This window comes from Streptosporangium amethystogenes (genome assembly GCF_000721075.1).
Lineage (GTDB): Bacteria > Actinomycetota > Actinomycetes > Streptosporangiales > Streptosporangiaceae > Streptosporangium > Streptosporangium amethystogenes.
Map to the genome: position 1 here is coordinate 33,818 of NZ_JOEQ01000038.1, position 17,119 is coordinate 50,936.

Genomic DNA, 17,119 nt, shown 5'->3' on the forward strand with positions numbered 1-17,119 from the left:
CCATACGGGTCAGTACCAGTTGCTCGACCGGAAGTGACCCCACGCGCCGCACGGTGACCCGTAGCGGCTCTTGATGTAGCTCAGACCCCAGTGGATCTGCGTGATCGGGTTGTACCGCCAATCCCCGCCGCTGCCGCCCATCTTCGAGCCGGGCAGTGCCTGCGGGATTCCGTACGCACCCGAGGAGTGGTTGTAGGCGCGGTGGTTCCAGTTGCTCTCCCTGGTCCAGAGACTGTCCAGGCAGCGGAACTGGCTGTGCGGCCACGCGCGGCGGGAGACGAGACGATAGGCGATCGTCTTGTTCCTGCTCTTGGCGGTCCTCGCGACCGCCTTCACCCTTGGCTTCACCTGGGTGACCCAAGTGAGGCGATGGACGGTTCTCGCCGTCCCTTTCCTGGACGACTCGGCCGTGCTGTCGGCCTGTCCCGAAGTCGAGGACCCGACCATCGCCGAGGCGGCGAGAACGGTCACGACTGTGTTGCGCAGAACGCGGTAGCTGTTCACATGGATCCTTGTCCTTGGGCCGCGTGCGGAAGTCGCAGGAGGGCACGTAGGTGCTCTCGTGCGGCCGTAGATCCGGCGCCCGTGGCTCGGGCGGGGAACGTCCGCGCGGTCTCGCCGGCCTGTTTCCGGCATGAGACGCCGCGGCGGTCTCTCTAGGCGGCTTTCTAGTACGCGAGAGAGTGTCGGACAGCGGATGGGACACGCGAAGGGAAGGTGTTTGCCCGATCTTCTTGATCTACGGGAGATTCGGCAAGGGTCCGGTTACGACCGGCGAATCGCCCATGCGTGGAGACGGTGTGAAAATCACCCCGTCATGGGGTTTCAGATCACCGCTCCGGGATCAGCGGATCAGTACCAGCCCCGCGAGCCGAAGTGCGCCCACGCCTGGCACGGAGATCCGTAGCGCTGCTTGATGTAGCCGAGTCCCCATCTGATCTGTGTCCTGGGGTTGGTGCGCCAGTCGCGGCCGGCGCTGGCCATCTTGCCCGCGGGCAGCGCCTGCGGGATACCGTACGCGCCCGAATAGCGGTTGTGGGCGCGGTGGTTCCAATTGCTCTCCCTGGTCCAGAGCCTGCTGAGGCAGTTGAACTGGGCCCTGCTCCAGCCGTGCGCGGCCACCATCGGCCTGGCGACGGCCTGGTTGCCCGTTCTCGCCGAGGACGCCTGGGCGACCGTGGTGGTGGTGCCGAGGGTGAGCGCCGAGGCGATCACCAGCACACCGGTACGGCGTAGCGTCGACATGGGACTCCCTTGTGCCTTGGAGGTGGGGGACGGCCGCCACGATGCCCGGTGATCCGCCGCCGGGCCAGTCGACAGCACATGTCAGGAGCCATGTCAAAGATCGGTAAGAAAATGATCAAAGCCTTGGTGAGGGGGGCGCCGTCTCGCCTGTGTCCTCTGTCACATTTCACTTTATGGACGACATAACTCTCAAACGTGACAGGGGGATTAGGGTGCGGAGCATGGGAATCCGTGATATCGCCATCAACACTCTTTCCGATGCGCCCACCACACTGGCCGAGCTGGCCGGAGAACGGGCGGTCCTCGTCGTCAACGTCGCTTCCAAATGTGGCCTGACCCCCCAGTACGCGGCTCTCGTCGACCTCCAGCGGACCTACGGCGATCGGGGGTTCACGGTCGTGGGGGTGCCCTGTAACCAGTTCTACGGACAGGAGCCGGGCACCGCGGAGGAGATCCAGGAGTTCTGCTCCACCACCTACGGCGTCGACTTCCCGCTTCTTGCCAAGAGCGAGGTCAACGGCGAGGGCCGGCACCCGCTCTACGACCTGCTCACCCAGACCCCCGACGGCGAGGGCAAGGCCGGCGACGTCGAGTGGAACTTCGAGAAGTTCCTCGTCTCGAAGGACGGGGAGGTGCTCGCCAGGTTCCGGCCGCGCGTCCTGCCCGACGACCCCGCGGTCATCGAGGCGATCGAGAGGTCCCTCTAGCCGCGCAACTGCCCCTGACGATCAGCTCGGTGGGCAGCAGCACCCCGCGCGGCCGCCTGGTGCCGCCGCGCAGCACCAGTTCGGCGGCGCGGTAGCCGATGTCCTGGGCAGGCTGGGCGATCACCGTCAGCGGTGGTGCGCACAGCTCCGCCCAGGGCACGTCGTCGAACATGATCAGAGACAGGTCCCTGGGAATGCGCAGGTCAAGCTCCCTGGCCGCCAGCACCGCCGCCTCACCCAGCAGGTTCCCTCCCGCCAGTACGGCGGTCAGGTCGGGCCGGTGCTGGAAGAGCCCGGCCGCGGCGGCGTACGCGGAGTCGCGACTGCCACGGGCGACGACGATCAGTTCCTCGTCGACGAGGGGGCCGAGCGCCAGCCGGAAGAAGGACAGGCGCTGTTCCTGACCGGGGCCGCCGAGGTAGGCGATGCGACGGTGTCCCAGCCCCGTCAGGTAGTCGACCGCGGTCCTGATTCCCGCGCGGTCGTCGGCCAGCACCGTGGGGATGTCGGCGTGTCCGGGTGAGAGCCGGTGCGCGAACACGGTGGTCAGCCCGGCCCGCAGGGTCGGCGCCCAGCCGTCGCCGTCACCGGAGGGGACCGCGATCACCCGGTCCACCCCCTGTTCGAGCAGCGTGCCGATCAACTCGGCCTCACGCTCGGGGTCGTCGCCGGTGGCGCCCAGGATCACCGGCTCTCCCGCCGAGCGCGCGCAGGTGAGCACGCCGTCGGCCAGGCGGCCGTAGAAGGTGTCGGTGATGTCGGGCAGCAGCAACCCGATCCCGCCCGAGCGCCGCTGACGCAGGTTGCGCCCGAGCGCGCTGGGCCGGTAGTCGAGCTGGGCCGCGACGTTCAGCACCCGTTCCCTGGTCTCGGGACTCGCCGATCCGCCGGACAGAACCCGGGACACCGTGGCGACCCCCACCCCGGCCGCCTCGGCGACATCCTTGATCGTCGTACGACGCATGTTCATGGAAACGATTCCATCATGCTTTCCGTGTTCGATCCAGCGTGAAGCGATAACGGCTGCCCTGCTGACAGGCCAAAACCAGCCATCCTCTTGACAGAGATATCCGTTTCCGGTGAGATGCATGAAAACGTATCCAATATCGGGTGAACACGGGGTTGGCCCGAGGCGCTAAGGACTTCCATGGCATCCATCGTTCTCAGCAAAGTCGACAAGATCTACGCGGGCGGCGTCAAAGCCGTGAACGGCCTCGACCTTGAGATCAAGGACGGGGAGTTCATGGTGCTGGTCGGGCCGTCCGGCTGTGGCAAGTCCACCGCCCTGCGCATGATCGCCGGGCTTGAGGACATCAGCGGCGGTGAGATCGCCATCGGCGACCGGGTGGTCAACCACCTGCCTCCGAAGGACCGCGACATCGCCATGGTCTTCCAGAACTACGCGCTCTACCCGCACATGACCGTCGAGGAGAACCTCGCCTTCGGTCTGAAGCTCCGCAAGATGCCCAAGGCGGAGATCGCCAAGCGGGTCGGCGAGGCCGCCAAGATGCTCGGCCTCGACCAGTACCTCAAGCGCAAGCCCGCCGCCCTCTCCGGTGGCCAGCGCCAGCGTGTCGCCATGGGCCGCGCCATCGTGCGTGAGCCGCAGGCCTTCCTCATGGACGAGCCGCTCTCCAACCTGGACGCCAAGCTCCGCGTCTCCATGCGGGCCTCCCTCAACACCCTGCACGAGCGCCTGGGCGTGACGACCGTCTACGTCACCCACGACCAGGTCGAGGCCATGACGCTGGGCGACCGCGTCTGCGTGCTCCGCGACGGCCTGCTCCAGCAGGTCGACACCCCGCAGAACCTCTTCGACAAGCCGGTCAACCTGTTCGTCGCCGGCTTCATGGGCTCCCCGTCGATGAACTTCGTCAACGCCGAGCTGGTGCGCGGCGACGGCGGCGCCGCCGTCGCCTTCGCGGGCTTCAAGCTGCCGGTGCCGAACGAGACCTTCGCTGAGAAGCGCGGCCTCGACCAGTACTTCGGTAAGAAGATCATCCTGGGCATCCGGCCCTCCGACTTCGACGACTCGATCGCCGCCAACGGCGCCTCGGGCGGCTGGACCCGCCTGCAGGTCCGCGCCGAGGTCACCGAGGAGCTGGGCTCCGAGATCAACGTGCTCTTCCTGATCGACGCCCCGCCCGTCCAGCACCAGGACACCGTGGCCGCCGCCGACGCCGACGGCGACGAGGAGGCGACGCTGCCGCTGGTGGGCGACAAGTCGCTGTGGACCGCCCGGGTCAACTCCCGCAGCCACGTCCGCCCCGGCCAGAACATCGAACTGGTCGTCGACACCCACAACCTGCACTTCTTCGACCCGGTCTCGGGTCTGGCGATCGGTCACGAGGCCAACGTTCACGCCTGATCGGCCCGACGGACCTCAGGGGCCGTCATCGACCATCCCCGCAGGCCGGAAAGGGCCCGCACCACGACCCCCTCCCGTGGTGCGGGCCCTTTCTGTCGAAGTTGTCACGCCGAAAGTGTCACGTCAGCGGCGGCCGAGGCGGCGTGAGACCTGGCCGATCAGGTTGAGGGGAAGCAGCCTGCCGATCCTGACGATGGCCTTGTAGCGCAGGTCGGGGATGCTCACCGGCACACCACGGGCCAGGTCGCGCATGGCCTCGCGGGCGACGTTGTCCGCCGACAGCCACAGGAAGCCGGGGATGCTCGACGTGTCCATCGAGGCGCGCTGGTGGAACTCGGTGTGCACGAAACCCGGGCACAGGGCCATGACCCGCACCCGGCTACCGGCCATCTCCATGGCCGCGGACTCGCTGAAGCTGACCACCCACGCCTTGGAGGCGCTGTAGGAACCCCGGGTGAAGAACGCCGCCACCGACGCCACGTTGATCACCGCGCCCCGGTCGCGCTCCCTCATGCCCGGCAGCGCGGCCAGCGTCAGCCGCAGCACCGCCTCGCAGTGCAGCTTGAGCATCCGCACCTCCTCCTCCACCGGAACGTCGAGGAAGTGGCCCGGGTGGCCGAAGCCCGCGTTGTTGACCAGCAGGTCGACCCCCTCGCGGAGTCGTCGTTCCACCGCCTCCAGGCCCTCGTCGGTCACCAGGTCGGCGACGAGTACCTCGCTGCTCACCCCGTAGCGCAGGCGCAGCTCCTCGGCGACCGAGATGAGGCGTTTCTCGTCGCGGGCGACCAGGACGAGTGAGAATCCGTCGGCGGCCAGACGGCGGGCGAAGGCGGCGCCGATGCCGGCCGTCGCCCCGGTGATCAATGCGGTTGGCATACCCGCAGTCTAGGGACGCCCCGGTGGGGGAGGGCAGGCGAACGCCCGAGGGTTCCGGCCGGTGGCCGTGTCGACCCGTGATCGTCAAAAGGCGTAGAACAGTTGGCGATCTTTCGGCAAGTGTCATGAGGCGGCGAGACCGTTCCCGACGAGGTTGCATATAACGGGTTCCAGGGACATGTCGCCCGCACTCCGGGTGCCGTCTCCACAGCTTGAAATGCCGCCACCGGGGAGCTTGAAATGGCTGGAAAGTGTTTGGTACCCACCGTCTTGACGGTGACCGTCGGGGCCGCACTGGCCTTCGGAATATCAACGGCTGCCTCCGCCGCGACTCTGACCACCGCGACCGGCCTGTCCGCGCCGGCGGTTCAGCCGGTGCCGTATCCACCGCGTCCCGCGGAGCAGGTCAACTCGATCCATCAGGACCAGCAGCAGGGAAACAACATCCGCCTGGAAAACCGCAGGAGGCATCATCGTAACTGTGCGGGGCGCTGCCGTAGCTGCGGGAGGAACTGCGGCGGTGGCGGTTGCGGGAGAAGCTGTGGGCCGAGCGCGGTAGCGGGAAAGCAGCTGCCGTTCACAGGGGCACCCATGGAGACAATGGCCGTGCTCGGCGGCGGCCTGCTGGCCGTGGGAGCGACCGGCACGCTGATCTCGGTACGGCGCCGTCGATCCGCCCGTGCCGAATAGGAGACGACGCCGAACAGTCGTAGTGGGCCTGCTGGTCCCCGCAGCCCTGGGGTTGGCGGGGGGCTGGTCGGTCCACCTCGGCATGCGCGTGCGCGATCACCTGGAGGCCGCCAGGGGGGCGCTGGTCCAGTTGCGCTCGGTGGTGGGCGCGGGCGATCCGCGCCCGGTGACCGAGGCGCTGGCAGAGACGCTGACAGAGGCCCGCCGGCACGCGGTCGAGGCCCGGCGGCTCACCGGGGGCCCGGACTGGTGGGTGATCGCGCACACCCCGATCGCGGGGAACGCCGCGACGACCGTGCGCGGTCTCGCCGGGGCCACCGCCGAGCTGACCGATGTGCTCGCCGGCGTGCGGGAGGCAGCCGGCCCTCTCCTGACGATCAGAACGCGCTCCCCGGGCGACCTGCGGCACCAGCTGGTCGCGCTCGACGCCGCGGCGCCGGCCCTGGACGACGGCGTCACCCGTCTCGGGCGGGTGCTCGCCCACCTGGCGGCCACTCCGGACAACACCGGCCTGGACCGGCTGGACGAGGCGCGTGACACGGCGCTGAACGAGATCGGCCGGCTGCGTGGCCTGCTCCGCGGCGCGGCGGACGCGGCCGCCCTGTTGCCCCCGATGCTCGGCCGCGACGGCCCCCGCCGCTACTTCCTGGCGTTCCAGACCAACGCCGAGGCGCGAGGCACCGGGGGACTGGTCGGGGCCTTCGGCATCCTGAGGGCCGACCGTGGCCGGGTCTCCGTCGAGCGTCTCTCCGCCAACACCGGCCTGGCCACAAGTCCGGTACCCGTCGCCGACCACGGCCAGGACTTCCTCGGGCGCTATGGAACGGGCGCGACCAGGATGCTCTCCGTCTCCAACCTCTCCCCGCACTTCCCGTACGCCGCGGCCACCTGGACGGGGCTGTGGGAGCGGCAGGCAGGCGGGCGGCTGGACGGTGCCATCGCCACCGATCCGGTGGGCCTCGCCCACCTGCTGAGGGTGATCGGGCCGGTCCCTCTCCGTGGCGGGAGCGAGGTCACCGCCGAGAACGTCGTCGACCTCACCGAGCGGGAGGCCTACGCCCGCTACCCCGACCCCGTGGCACGCAAGCGGTTCCTCATCGAGATCGCCGGTGCCGTCAGCGAGGCGCTGCCCACGTCTCTCGTCGACCCGACCAGGCTGCTGCCCGCGCTGTCCGACATGGTGAGCGAGCGGCGGCTCCAGATCTGGAGCCGGCACCAGGCCGAGCAGCGGCGGCTGTCGCGTACCCCGGTCGGTGGCGTGCTGCCGTCGCGCCCGGGGCCGTTCGCGGGACTGGTGGTCAACAACTCCGCCGGAGGCAAGCTCGACTACTACCTGGAGCGCTCCCTCGGCTACGAACTGGGCCCCTGCCGGGGCGGGCTGCGCTCCTCGACGGTGCGGATCCGGCTCACCAACGACGTCCCGAGACGGACACTGCCCTCCTACGTCACCGGCAGGCTCGACTCCCCGCAAAGCGGTCACACCCCCGGTTCCAATCTGCTGTGGGTGTCGCTGTACGGCGGGCTCGACGCGAGGATGACCGAGGCGCGCCTCGACGGCGAGCGGGTGGCGGTCATCAGGGAGGCCGAACGCTCCCACCCCGTCTACTCGGCTCTCCTGGAGTTCGCCCCGGGACAGTCCAGGAGGCTGGAGTTCGACTTCACCGAACTCGCCTCCGACGATCCGCCAATGGTCCCGGTGCAGCCGCTGGTCCGTCCCCAGCGGACTCGCGTCACCCAGGACCCGCGGGGTTGCGCCTTCTGACGCCGAACTCCCCGGCGGGACGGCGGGTGGACCCGCCCGGCACCTGTCCTCGCGCGGTGCCGGCGCGCCGTATCGGCAGAAAAGAGCAAAGAGGCGCGTGCCACGGGTGGTGGCGCACGGCGGGCGATCTACCCTCGCGCCATGAGGGCTTCACCGGGGACCGATGGGATCGCACAGCACTCCGTGACCGTGGTGGGAGCCGGAGCACCGGGCGGTGGCGAGGGCGTCCCGCCCGGGCACGAGGGCTGCGGGCAGCGCTGCTGGCGGGAGGCCGGGGTGGCGCGGGTACCGCGGGACGGTGCCCGCTTCCGCATCCTCTTCGTGTGCACCGGCAACGTCTGCCGCTCCCCGATGGCCGAGCGGCTGACCCGCTCCGCCATCGGGCCGTGCCCCGCGGTCCAGGTGATCAGCGCGGGCACCCACGCCGAACCGGGGCGGGAGATGACAGAGCATGCCCGGCGGGTCCTGGTACGGCTCGGCGGCGATCCGGCCGGCTTCGGTTCCCGCCCGCTCAGCCCCGAGCTGGTGGCCGCCGCGGACCTCGTGCTGACGGCCACCCACGGGCACCGCGCGGAATCGGTGGCCATGCACCTCGCGGCGGCCACCCGGACTTTCACCATCGCCGAGTTCGGCACACTGGTGCGGGCCGTGCCGCCCGAGGAGATCGTCCGGCACCGGGATCCCGTACGGCGGGCCCGCGCACTGGTCGACGAGACACGGGCGATGCGCGGACTGGTCCGGGTCGACCGGTTCGACATCGCCGATCCGTACGGGCGATCCCGGCTGGTCTATCGGATGGTGGGACGGCGCATCGCGAGATCGCTCGCCGTCCCGTTCCGGTTGCTCACACACCCACCGGCTTCTTGGCCGTCTTCTTGACCTCTGCCTGGTACTCGTACTCGTACCCGTAGCCGTGGTAGGCGTCGTTGCCCGACCGGACGAAGTTCAGGACGGTTCCCACCACGCGGACGTTGATCGATGACAGCAGCTCCGAGGCGCGGGCCATGTGTTCCCGGCGGGTCTTGCCGTACCGGGCGACGAGCAACGCGCCGTCGCAGAGTGCGGCGATCGCCGCCGCGTCGGTGATGGGCAGTAGCGGCGGCGCGTCGATGATCACCATGTCGTACGCCGCGGTGAGCTGGGCGAGTACCTCACGCATCCCGCCCGAGCCGAGCAGCTCGCTCGGGTTGGGCGGGATCTGGCCGCTCGGCAGGACGGACAGACCGGCCTCGCCCCAGACCTGGATGACCTCGTCCAGGCGTGCCCTGTCGATCAGCACGTCCGTCAGGCCGATCGCTCCCTCGATGCCGAGGTAGCGAGGAATGCTGGGACGGCGCAGGTCGCCGTCCACCAGGACGACCCGCCAGCCGGCCTGGGCCAGTGTGATCGCGAGGTTGGCGGAGATCGAGGACTTTCCCTCGCCCGGCAGACAGCTGGTGACCACGAGTGATTTCGGCTGCCGGTCGACGCCGATGAACTGCAGGTTGGTGCGGAGCGCGCGAAACGCCTCGGATCTGGTGGACCGGCCGTGATTGCGCAGGATCAGGGGGTAGTGCCGCGCGTCCCGCTCGTAGCCGATGACCCCGAGGGTCGAGTTGCCCGACGCCTCCTGCAGTGCCTGGGAGGTCTTGATGGTCGTGTCCAGCCGGTCTCGGAGGATGATCGCAGTCATGGTGGCCAGCAGCGCGGTCAGCACCGCGACCGCCAGGTTGGCCAGTGGTCTGGGACTGACGGGTTCCTCCGGGACATCCGCCTGGTCCACTATCGTGATCTTGACGGCGGGGCGGCTGCGCGGAGTGGGCCGCTCGATCTGGTCGATCAACTCGGCGAACCGTGCCCCCAGGGCGTTGGCCAGCTGGGAGGCTCGCGCGGGGTCGGTGTCGGTGACCGTGGCACGCAGGAACACGGTGCCCGGGACGGCCTCGGCGGTGATGTTCTCCTGGAGGCGCCCGATGTCCTCATCCTTGACGATCTGGCCGACCACCCGGCGGCTGGACAGCAGGCTGGCGTAGGAGTGCACCCGCTGGGCCGACAACATGCCCGCCTGATAGGCGGTGGAGAGACTGCCCTCCTTGTCATAACCCGACACCAGCATGGAGATCGTCGCGACGTATTTCGGCGGCGTGTTCGCCGTGACGGTGAGTGCCGCGCCTACTGCCAGGATCAACGAGAGGAGGAGCAGCAGCCAGTTCCTGCGCGCCAGTCGTACGTAGTAGAGCAGATCCACGGGGTCAACGCCGCCTTTCGCGGATTTTCTGAGGGGCCTTGGGGCGCTGGACCGGCGAGTCGACGCTCGCGCCGCGCAGTAGACCGATGAGAACGACGGCGATCACGCCCGCGATGACCACCGCGATGAGCGGTGACAGCCGGCCCAGGACCATCGTCAGGCAGAGGGCACCGGTGATCGCCGTGATCGCGCCCAGCGTCACAGAGACCACCCGGGTTCCCAGGCCGATGTGGCGTAGCCGGTGAGACAGGTGATCGGTGCCGCCCTGCAGCGGTGAACGGTTCGCCAGTGTCCGGGAGAGGAAGACCACGCAGGTGTCGACGGTCGCGACGAAGGTCGGCAGGAACAGTCCGGCGATCGTCGTGTCCGGGGGCCGTCCGGTGACCAGGACGGCCGCCGAACAGGCTAGCGTGAATCCGAGGAACAACGATCCGGAGTCCCCCATGAACACTCTCGCGGGCGCCCAGTTGTGCGGCAGGAAGCCCAGGCACGCGCAGGCGAGCGCGGACAGGAACACCGCGAGCGCGGTGTGGCCCTGTACCAGGGCCGTGGCCGCGAGGAGACCGGCGGTCACGGTGGCGACGGTTCCCAGCGCGCCGTCCATGTTGTCCAGCAGGTTGAAGGAGTTCGTCATCACGACGACCCACACCACGGTGAGGGCGCCGTCCAGCCACGTCCCGGTCAGGGGTGCCTGGACGCCGGAGAGCACCACCCCGATCGCCACCACGGTCTCCACGGCCAGCCTGGTGGCCGCGGGCAGGGGGGCGATGTCGTCGATCAGGCCGAGGACGCACACCGCGACGGCGGCGAGGAGGATAGCGGTGATCTGCAGATCGGCGAGGCCGAGCGCGATCACGGTGGGCGTGACCGTGCCCACCGTGATCGCGATACCGCCGAGATAAGGGGTCGGGCGGGCATGGGCCCTGTGCCCGCCGGGACGGTCGACGAGATCCCAGTGCAGTGCCAGGTGCCTCAACGGCACGACGGTCGCCACGCTGAGAAGGCCGGCCGCGCCCGCGGCGAGGGCGATCATTCCGTTCACCGGGGGCACGCCGCCGGAGCACCGATGGACTCTCTGATGACCTCGGTGAGGATCCTGTCGAGAGAACGCTGTGGCACCCAGCCGGTGAGCGCGCGGAGCTTCGCGGTGTCCGGGACCCTGCGGGTCATGTCCTCGAATCCCCGCTCGTAGGCCTCGGAATAGGGGATGAGGTCGACCCCGGAGGTGGATCCGGTGAGCTCGATGATGAGTTTCGCCAGCTCCATGATGCTGACCTCTTCGGCGGAGCCGATGTTGAACGTCTCACCGACGGCCGCGTCCTCGTCGAGCAGCCGGAGCAGCGCGTCGATGACGTCCGCGACGTGCGCGAAGCAGCGGGTCTGGGTTCCGTCGCCGAAGACCGTCAGCGGCGTGGCCGACAGGGCCTGCCGGACGAGGCTCGGGATCACCATGCCGTAGGTCGGGCTCTGCCGCGGGCCCACGGTGTTGAACAACCGGACGACGATCGTCGGCAGGCCACGCTCCCTGTGATAGGCGTTGGCGAGGATCTCGTCGACGGCCTTGGCGGTGCTGTAGGCCCAGCGGACCACCGCGGGGCTGCCGAGAATGCGGTCGGCGTCCTCGCGCAGCGCACCGGAGGAGTTCTTGCCGTAGATCTCGCTCGTGCTGGTGATCAAGATCTTCTTCCGGTACCGGTGTGCGGCCTCGATGACGATCTCCGAACCTCGGATGTTGGTCGTCAACGACCGCAGCGGTTGCTCGACGATCAGCTTGACGCCGACTGCGGCCGCCATGTGGACGACGACGTCGCACCGGTGGACCAACTCGTCGACCATGAGTTCGTCCAGGACCGAACCGTGCACGAAACGCAGGTCCGGGTGGGGCCGCAGGTTCTCCAGCCGCCCCGTCGAGAGGTTGTCCAGGACGACGACGGAGTCACCACGCGCGAGCAGCGCGTCGGCCAGGTGCGATCCGATGAATCCACTTCCACCCGTTATTAGATAGTTGGTTCTTGGTGCCGTGCTCACGGGTTCCCCTCATCACGTGCTTGGAGAGATCTCTGTTGGCGGGAGGAGGCGGTGGTTCACGCGTACGTGCCAAGCGTCGACTCGATGCCCGGAACCTGGGTCGTCTCGAACCAGCGCACCGTTGTGCGGAGCCCGTCCTCAAGCGGGACGGGGCACACACCGGGGAACAGTTCGCGCAGAAGATGGGGAGAGGCCTGGGACTGCCGGATGTCGCCCGCCCTCGGCGGCAGGTGAGCCGACTCGACAGGGCGGCCGAGGACCTCGGCGAGGACGTCTATCAGGTGCCGGAGGGAGACCATGGTGCCGAACGCCAGGTTCACCGGCTTCGTGCTGGTCATCCGGAACGCGGCCGCGTCGGCGAGGACCCGGGTGACCGACCCCACGTAGGTGAAGTCCCGCGACTGGAGGCCGTCGCCGTGCAGCGGCACCGGCTCGCCCCGCAGCGCCGCGGAGACGAACGCCGGGATCACCGCCGCGTAGGCGTGTCCGGCGGTCTGCAGCGGGCCGTAGACGTTGAAGAAGCGGAACGGCATGACCGGCAGGCCGTAGCTGTGCGCGTAGGCCATCGCGTAGGCCTCGCCCGCGAGCTTGCCGGCCCCGTACGGGCTGAGCGGTCTGGTGGGCAGGTCCTCGTGCTTGTGGGGTTCGGGGCTGTCGCCGTACACCGAGGAGGAGGAGGCGAGGATCACGTGTGGCCTGTTCGCGCGGCACGCCTCGAGCACGTGGAGGGTGCCCGTAGCGTTGACGGAGTGCGAGGCCAGCGGGTCGAGGAGCGAGCGGGGCACCGACGGGCGGGCGGCAAGGTGGACGACGGTGGCGACGTCCGCGACGAGGTCGGCCAGGAGATCCCGGTCCAGGATGCTGCCCATCACGAAGTCCACTCCGACACCGTCGAGGTTGGCGAGCTCTCCGCTGCTCAGGTCGTCCAGCACGGTGATGTTCTTGACTTCGGGCCGAGCCGCGAGCGCACGGCATAGATTCGCGCCGATGAACCCCGCTCCACCGGTCACCAGGACTCTCACTTGTTCATTCCTCTCATGATTCCTGTCGTAACAAGGCGATCGCGGTGTTCCGCGTACAGTGCTCGATAAAGGGCTTCGGTGTCCGCGACGAGGCGCTCCACGTTGAAGGAGGCATTGGCCCATCGGCGGGCCGCCTCGCCCATCCGGCAGGCGAGCGCGGGGTCGGAGAGCAGTCTCACGGTGTGTCGCGCCAGTTCCTCCGCGTCGGCTCCGGCCAGCAGGCCGGTGCGCCCGTCCTGGACGATCTCGGCGACGCTTCCGACTCGCGTGGAGACGGCCGGGGTTCCGGCCATCCCGGCCTCGATGAGGGTGAGGGGCGTGCCCTCGTTGTCGGAGGTCAGCAGGATCACGTCGGCTGCGGCGTATACCGTCTCGACATCTTTTCTCCACCCGAGCATGCGAAAGGAGTCCCTCGTAGGCCGGATGCTCCGCTCCACCTCCTCCTTGAGGTCGCCTTCTCCGCAGACGACGAAGCGGCAGTCGGGCAGGCTCCGCAGGACGGCGTTCGCCGTGGCGACGAACCGGTCCGGCCGTTTCACTGATGTGAGCCGTCCCACGAAGGCCACGACAGGCGCGTCCAGGGGAAGGTTCAGAGTGGCACGAGCCGCCCCGCGCTCGGGAATCCGGTCCAGCCGGACACCGGGTGGTATAACGACATACTGCTCCGACCGGCCGATCCCGGCCGCTAGCAGGTCGTCGCGGACCTGAGATCCGACGGTCACCAGCCGATCCGACATGGACGCGAGGAGCCGTTCCACCTGTACGTACAGGTGGCGTTTGGCCGGTGAGAAGTAGCCGTGCAGGAGATGGCCGTGGAAAACGTGGATCCGGGCCGAACCGACGCCGGCGAGGCGTGACGCCGTACGGCCGAGCGCACCCGCCTTGGCCGTCCGTGTGTGGACGACGTGCGGGCGGAACGCACGTATGGCGCTGATCAGATGGAAGAGGGCCCGATAGTCGTCGGTGGGTCTGAGCGGCCGGCCGAGGCCCGCGACTCGGTGAACCTGCACCGCCGAGTCGCGGAGCCGAAGGTGGTCCCCCTCGCCGTTGTCGACGTGACCGGTATAGAGATGGTGGTCGAACTCATCCGGGTTCAGCCCTTCAGACAATCCCATTACCTGGGTAGCGGGGCCGCCGACATTCATCCGGGCAATGATTTCCATGACACGAATCCGACTGTCGGGCTTCACGCAGGCTCCTTGCTGACAGGCGTGGCTCACGTCGAGAAGCTAACTAGGGATTCGGGCCGTTCCGTCCACGCCGTCACGGCGGTGGTGAAATGTTTTATCGCTCCCTACCTGCGCGTTATCGAGCCGCGTTGCTCGGTGTGACGGCCGTCCGCGTCGCTTCACGCACAGCGGGCTCAACCGACGGGATACGCCGACGAAAAGAATCGGCAATGGGGGGTAATCACCAGACCATGGACATCCTCCGGACATGAGGACATCCGTCCCTCGGCGCTAGCGTCGCCGACGCAGAGTCGCTCGCTGGTGGGTCAAACCGACCGCCGGCCCCTGTGACGTCGTCCTGACGCGGATCGAAGGTAGCCTCCCGTGGAATATCTCATCGTTGCCGCCGCCGCAGTGGTGCTCGTCTTTCTTGTCCGTGCGAACCTGGGCGCCGCAGTGGCGCGCCGGGTCCTGCCGGTCCTACTCGCCGCCTTCGTCGTCCGGCTGGTCGTCCATGTCCTGGTGATGCGGAGCGGTGTCATCGACTACGGCGGTGACAATCTGGGTTACGAGGGGAGGGCCGTTGGAATCGTCGAATACTGGAGGCAGGAGGGTTTCCAGTTCGTCACGGCCGATGAGATCGACACCCTCACCTCCGTCGCTGTGCCGTGCCAGGTCTTCGCGATCGTCATCTACCTGTGCGGTGGCCTCGCTCCGCTCGCCTGCACCGCCATCGTCGCGCTCCTCGCCTGTGCGCTGTGCATCGTCATCTACAGACTTGCCCGGTTCGTCGGCGCCGACGAGCGCTCGGCGTTTCTGGTGCTCGTCGTCACGGCGTTCATGCCCGCGTTCCTGTTGCACACCTCGGATACATACAAGGACGGCTTCAACGCATTTCTCGTGGTGACCAGCATCGGCCTGGGAGTTTCGCTTTCACGACGATTCGACCTGCACAGGCTCCTCATGCTCGTCCCGCTGCTGTGGGCCCTGTGGTACGTGCGGCCGTACATGGTGTTCATGTGCGCGGTGCCGCTGATCCTTGGCCTGGTGGGTCTCAAGAGCGTGTTCTCCCCGCAGCGCATGCTCGTCTTCGCGATGCTGCTGGTATCCGCCGTGTTCGTTTTCGGGGGCGTTTACGGGGAAGCCCAGATCGAGGCGGCCCAGGAGCAGCTTGAGAACGGCCAGTCGGCGGCCGTCCGTCGTGCCAACGGGGACGGGAGGTCGGGCGTCGTCTTCGAAGACGGCGGCGACCCGTGGAACGCGCTCGGCTCCAAGGTGCTCTACACGCTCCTGTCCCCGTTCCCCTGGACCGAGGGCGGCCTGATATTGCATCTCGGGAAGATAGACGTTCTTATCTGGTATTTCCTTCTTTACAGCGCGGCGCGCGGGTGCCGCCGGCTGTGGCGCCGTGACCGCACGACACTCCTGATCCTCATGTCGTTCATCATCCCGGGCACGATCGTCTACGCCAGCACCATGGCCAACATCGGCCTGATCTTCCGGCAACGCATACCGATCGTCCTGGTCACGAGTGTGCTCGCCGCAGTGGCGTGGAGCAGGAGCTCACGGGGCGAGGAGCAGCCCGCGGCCTCTCCCTCATGCGGGCGGCCTGCCGATGACGGTGTCTCGAAGGTGATCTGACGGCGCGACCGGGCCGGGTCGCCGGAGGAAGCGCGGCCGGTGCTCCAACGCCGGAACCATACCTCCGACATGACCAACGTTAGCCGAACCTTTCGCCGGTGCATGCTGATCATCACGGCTGCGCGCCCGCCGTCCGCCGTAGCATCGGTCACGATACGACAGCCTGCGAATTCGCTTCAGGACGGATGGTTCGATCGCACGGCACCGAGCCGGCTCGAAGAGCCCGCGCGCGGTCTGCTCCGACTGCCGCACGTTTCCAGGATCCGCCCTTTCCCGAGATGGGAGCCATGTGGTGATGATGCACCGGATCGACGTGAGTGCGGTCCTCGGCCTGGTCCTTGCCGGACGGCGGGCAGGCGACGATCGACCGCGCGGGGGAGCCGTCGTACCGCCTGATGTCTTCGCGACAGTGGTGTGAGGTGTGCCGGATGCTGGTCACCGTTCTCACTCCCACGTTCAACCGGGCAGGGTATCTCCCGGAACTCCACGCGAGCCTATTGCGTCAGGACATGGACCTGGAATGGGTCGTCATCGACGACGGGTCGACCGACGACACCAAAGATGTCATGGAAGAACTGGCCCGGATCAGCCCGTTCCCGGTCCGCTTTCAGTGGCAGCCGAACGGTGGGAAGCACTCGGCGTTCAATCACGGGGTCTCGATGGCCCGCGGCGAGCTGATCGCTCAGATCGACTCGGACGACCTGCTCGTTCCCGGCGGGCTGCGCCGCCTCCTGGACCATTGGTCCGATATCGGGGGCAGCCGGCGGTACGCCGGGGTCGCCGGCCTCTGCGTGGACGAGCGGGGGCACGTCGTCGGTGAGAGATTCCCGCGCGACGTGATCGATGCAAGCTGGCAGGAAGCGGTCTATCGGTATTCCACGGCCGGCGACAAACCGAGAATGTACAGAACCGATGTCCTCCGCGCGCATCCCTTTCCCCTGAGAACGGGGTACGTCGCCGAAAGCGTGCTCTGGCGGGCGATCGGAAGAAATTATCTGACGCGCCACGTCAACGAGCAGGTCGTCGTGTGCCGTATGTCCGCGCAGAATCGACTGACCCGGCGTCCCTTCGCCGAGATCGCCTCTGGGGCCGTCATGCAGCACGGCATCACCCTCGCGGAGGACATCGCATGGCTGCGCTTCAGGCCGGTTCATTTCGTCAGGGCCGCGGTGAACCTCTCGCGGGCCTGTTTCCATCAGAAGGAACCGGTGTGGCGCTGCTCCCGCGGTTTCGACGCGGTGGCCGCCAGAGCTCTGAGCCTGGGCTCGATACCACTTGGCTGGGTGTTCTACCGAATGGACCTGCTCTCCTCTGGCCCAGGAGAAAGTCATCATGAGCATTGAGGGGAGACTCGGCCCTCCCGGCTGAGGGCCCGTGACATCCG

At 68.1% G+C, this 17,119-nt stretch carries 15 protein-coding genes; 6 read left to right on the top strand and 9 right to left on the bottom strand.

Annotation, left to right across the window (positions count from 1 at the left end):
* Positions 1 to 9: 9 nt before the first annotated feature.
* Together IG98_RS0136915 and IG98_RS0136920 are read right to left on the bottom strand one after the other, a co-directional pair.
* On the bottom strand, positions 10 to 504 hold the full coding sequence (locus IG98_RS0136915) for an aggregation-promoting factor C-terminal-like domain-containing protein (protein ID WP_030923427.1): 495 nt from the start codon (positions 502 to 504) through the stop codon (positions 10 to 12).
* Positions 505 to 852: 348 nt separating this feature from the next.
* Positions 853 to 1,245: an aggregation-promoting factor C-terminal-like domain-containing protein gene (locus IG98_RS0136920; protein WP_030923430.1), complete on the bottom strand. Its 393-nt coding sequence runs from the start codon at positions 1,243 to 1,245 to the stop codon at positions 853 to 855.
* 221 nt (positions 1,246 to 1,466) lie between these two features.
* On the opposite strand from IG98_RS0136920, the gene IG98_RS0136925 reads away from it, so the two are divergent.
* The gene (locus IG98_RS0136925) at positions 1,467 to 1,952 is read left to right on the top strand and encodes a glutathione peroxidase (protein WP_030923433.1); all 486 of its coding nucleotides are present in this window, start codon (positions 1,467 to 1,469) and stop codon (positions 1,950 to 1,952) included.
* Here the strand turns inward: IG98_RS0136925 and IG98_RS0136930 are convergent.
* On the bottom strand, positions 1,924 to 2,922 hold the full coding sequence (locus IG98_RS0136930) for a LacI family DNA-binding transcriptional regulator (RefSeq protein ID WP_030923438.1): 999 nt from the start codon (positions 2,920 to 2,922) through the stop codon (positions 1,924 to 1,926). The two genes, IG98_RS0136925 and IG98_RS0136930, sit on opposite strands and share 29 nt — an antisense overlap.
* A gap of 177 nt (positions 2,923 to 3,099) precedes the next feature.
* Between IG98_RS0136930 and IG98_RS0136935 the strand changes: the two genes are divergently transcribed.
* Entirely contained in the window at positions 3,100 to 4,320 is a 1,221-nt protein-coding gene (locus IG98_RS0136935; RefSeq protein ID WP_030923441.1) for an ABC transporter ATP-binding protein, read from the top strand.
* Positions 4,321 to 4,443: 123 nt separating this feature from the next.
* Here IG98_RS0136935 and IG98_RS0136940 read toward each other — a convergent pair whose 3' ends face one another.
* Positions 4,444 to 5,196: an SDR family NAD(P)-dependent oxidoreductase gene (locus IG98_RS0136940; RefSeq protein WP_030923442.1), complete on the bottom strand. Its 753-nt coding sequence runs from the start codon at positions 5,194 to 5,196 to the stop codon at positions 4,444 to 4,446.
* A 712-nt stretch (positions 5,197 to 5,908) separates the two neighbouring features.
* Here IG98_RS0136940 and IG98_RS0136950 point away from each other — a divergent pair.
* The gene (locus IG98_RS0136950) at positions 5,909 to 7,648 is read left to right on the top strand and encodes a DUF4012 domain-containing protein (protein WP_051753422.1); all 1,740 of its coding nucleotides are present in this window, start codon (positions 5,909 to 5,911) and stop codon (positions 7,646 to 7,648) included.
* A 141-nt stretch (positions 7,649 to 7,789) separates the two neighbouring features.
* On the top strand, positions 7,790 to 8,527 hold the full coding sequence (locus tag IG98_RS0136955) for an arsenate reductase/protein-tyrosine-phosphatase family protein (protein ID WP_084195920.1): 738 nt from the start codon (positions 7,790 to 7,792) through the stop codon (positions 8,525 to 8,527).
* Here the strand turns inward: IG98_RS0136955 and IG98_RS0136960 are convergent.
* From IG98_RS0136960 to IG98_RS0136980, 5 genes are read right to left on the bottom strand one after another with little or no spacing between them, the layout of a single operon-like run.
* Positions 8,493 to 9,875 (bottom strand): tyrosine-protein kinase domain-containing protein, encoded by a 1,383-nt coding sequence (locus IG98_RS0136960; protein WP_030923450.1) that lies wholly within the window; start codon positions 9,873 to 9,875, stop codon positions 8,493 to 8,495. The genes IG98_RS0136955 and IG98_RS0136960 overlap by 35 nt on opposite strands.
* Before the next feature lie 4 nt (positions 9,876 to 9,879).
* Positions 9,880 to 10,908: an MraY family glycosyltransferase gene (locus IG98_RS45790; RefSeq protein ID WP_051753424.1), complete on the bottom strand. Its 1,029-nt coding sequence runs from the start codon at positions 10,906 to 10,908 to the stop codon at positions 9,880 to 9,882.
* A 5-nt stretch (positions 10,909 to 10,913) separates the two neighbouring features.
* The gene (locus IG98_RS0136970; RefSeq protein ID WP_030923457.1) at positions 10,914 to 11,903 is read right to left on the bottom strand and encodes an NAD-dependent epimerase/dehydratase family protein; all 990 of its coding nucleotides are present in this window, start codon (positions 11,901 to 11,903) and stop codon (positions 10,914 to 10,916) included.
* Between the two features lie 56 nt (positions 11,904 to 11,959).
* Entirely contained in the window at positions 11,960 to 12,925 is a 966-nt protein-coding gene (locus IG98_RS0136975) for an NAD-dependent epimerase/dehydratase family protein (protein ID WP_030923460.1), read from the bottom strand.
* Entirely contained in the window at positions 12,922 to 14,088 is a 1,167-nt protein-coding gene (locus IG98_RS0136980) for a glycosyltransferase (RefSeq protein ID WP_281178584.1), read from the bottom strand. The genes IG98_RS0136975 and IG98_RS0136980 overlap by 4 nt, the downstream gene beginning before the upstream one ends.
* Positions 14,089 to 14,478: 390 nt before the next feature.
* Here IG98_RS0136980 and IG98_RS0136985 point away from each other — a divergent pair, with 390 nt between their 5' ends.
* Positions 14,479 to 15,735 carry a hypothetical protein gene (locus IG98_RS0136985; protein ID WP_030923465.1) on the top strand — a complete coding sequence of 419 codons (1,257 nt, stop codon included), beginning with the start codon at positions 14,479 to 14,481 and terminating at the stop codon, positions 15,733 to 15,735.
* Positions 15,736 to 16,163: 428 nt separating this feature from the next.
* On the top strand, positions 16,164 to 17,078 hold the full coding sequence (locus IG98_RS0136990) for a glycosyltransferase family 2 protein (RefSeq protein ID WP_169750252.1): 915 nt from the start codon (positions 16,164 to 16,166) through the stop codon (positions 17,076 to 17,078).
* Positions 17,079 to 17,119: the final 41 nt, after the last annotated feature.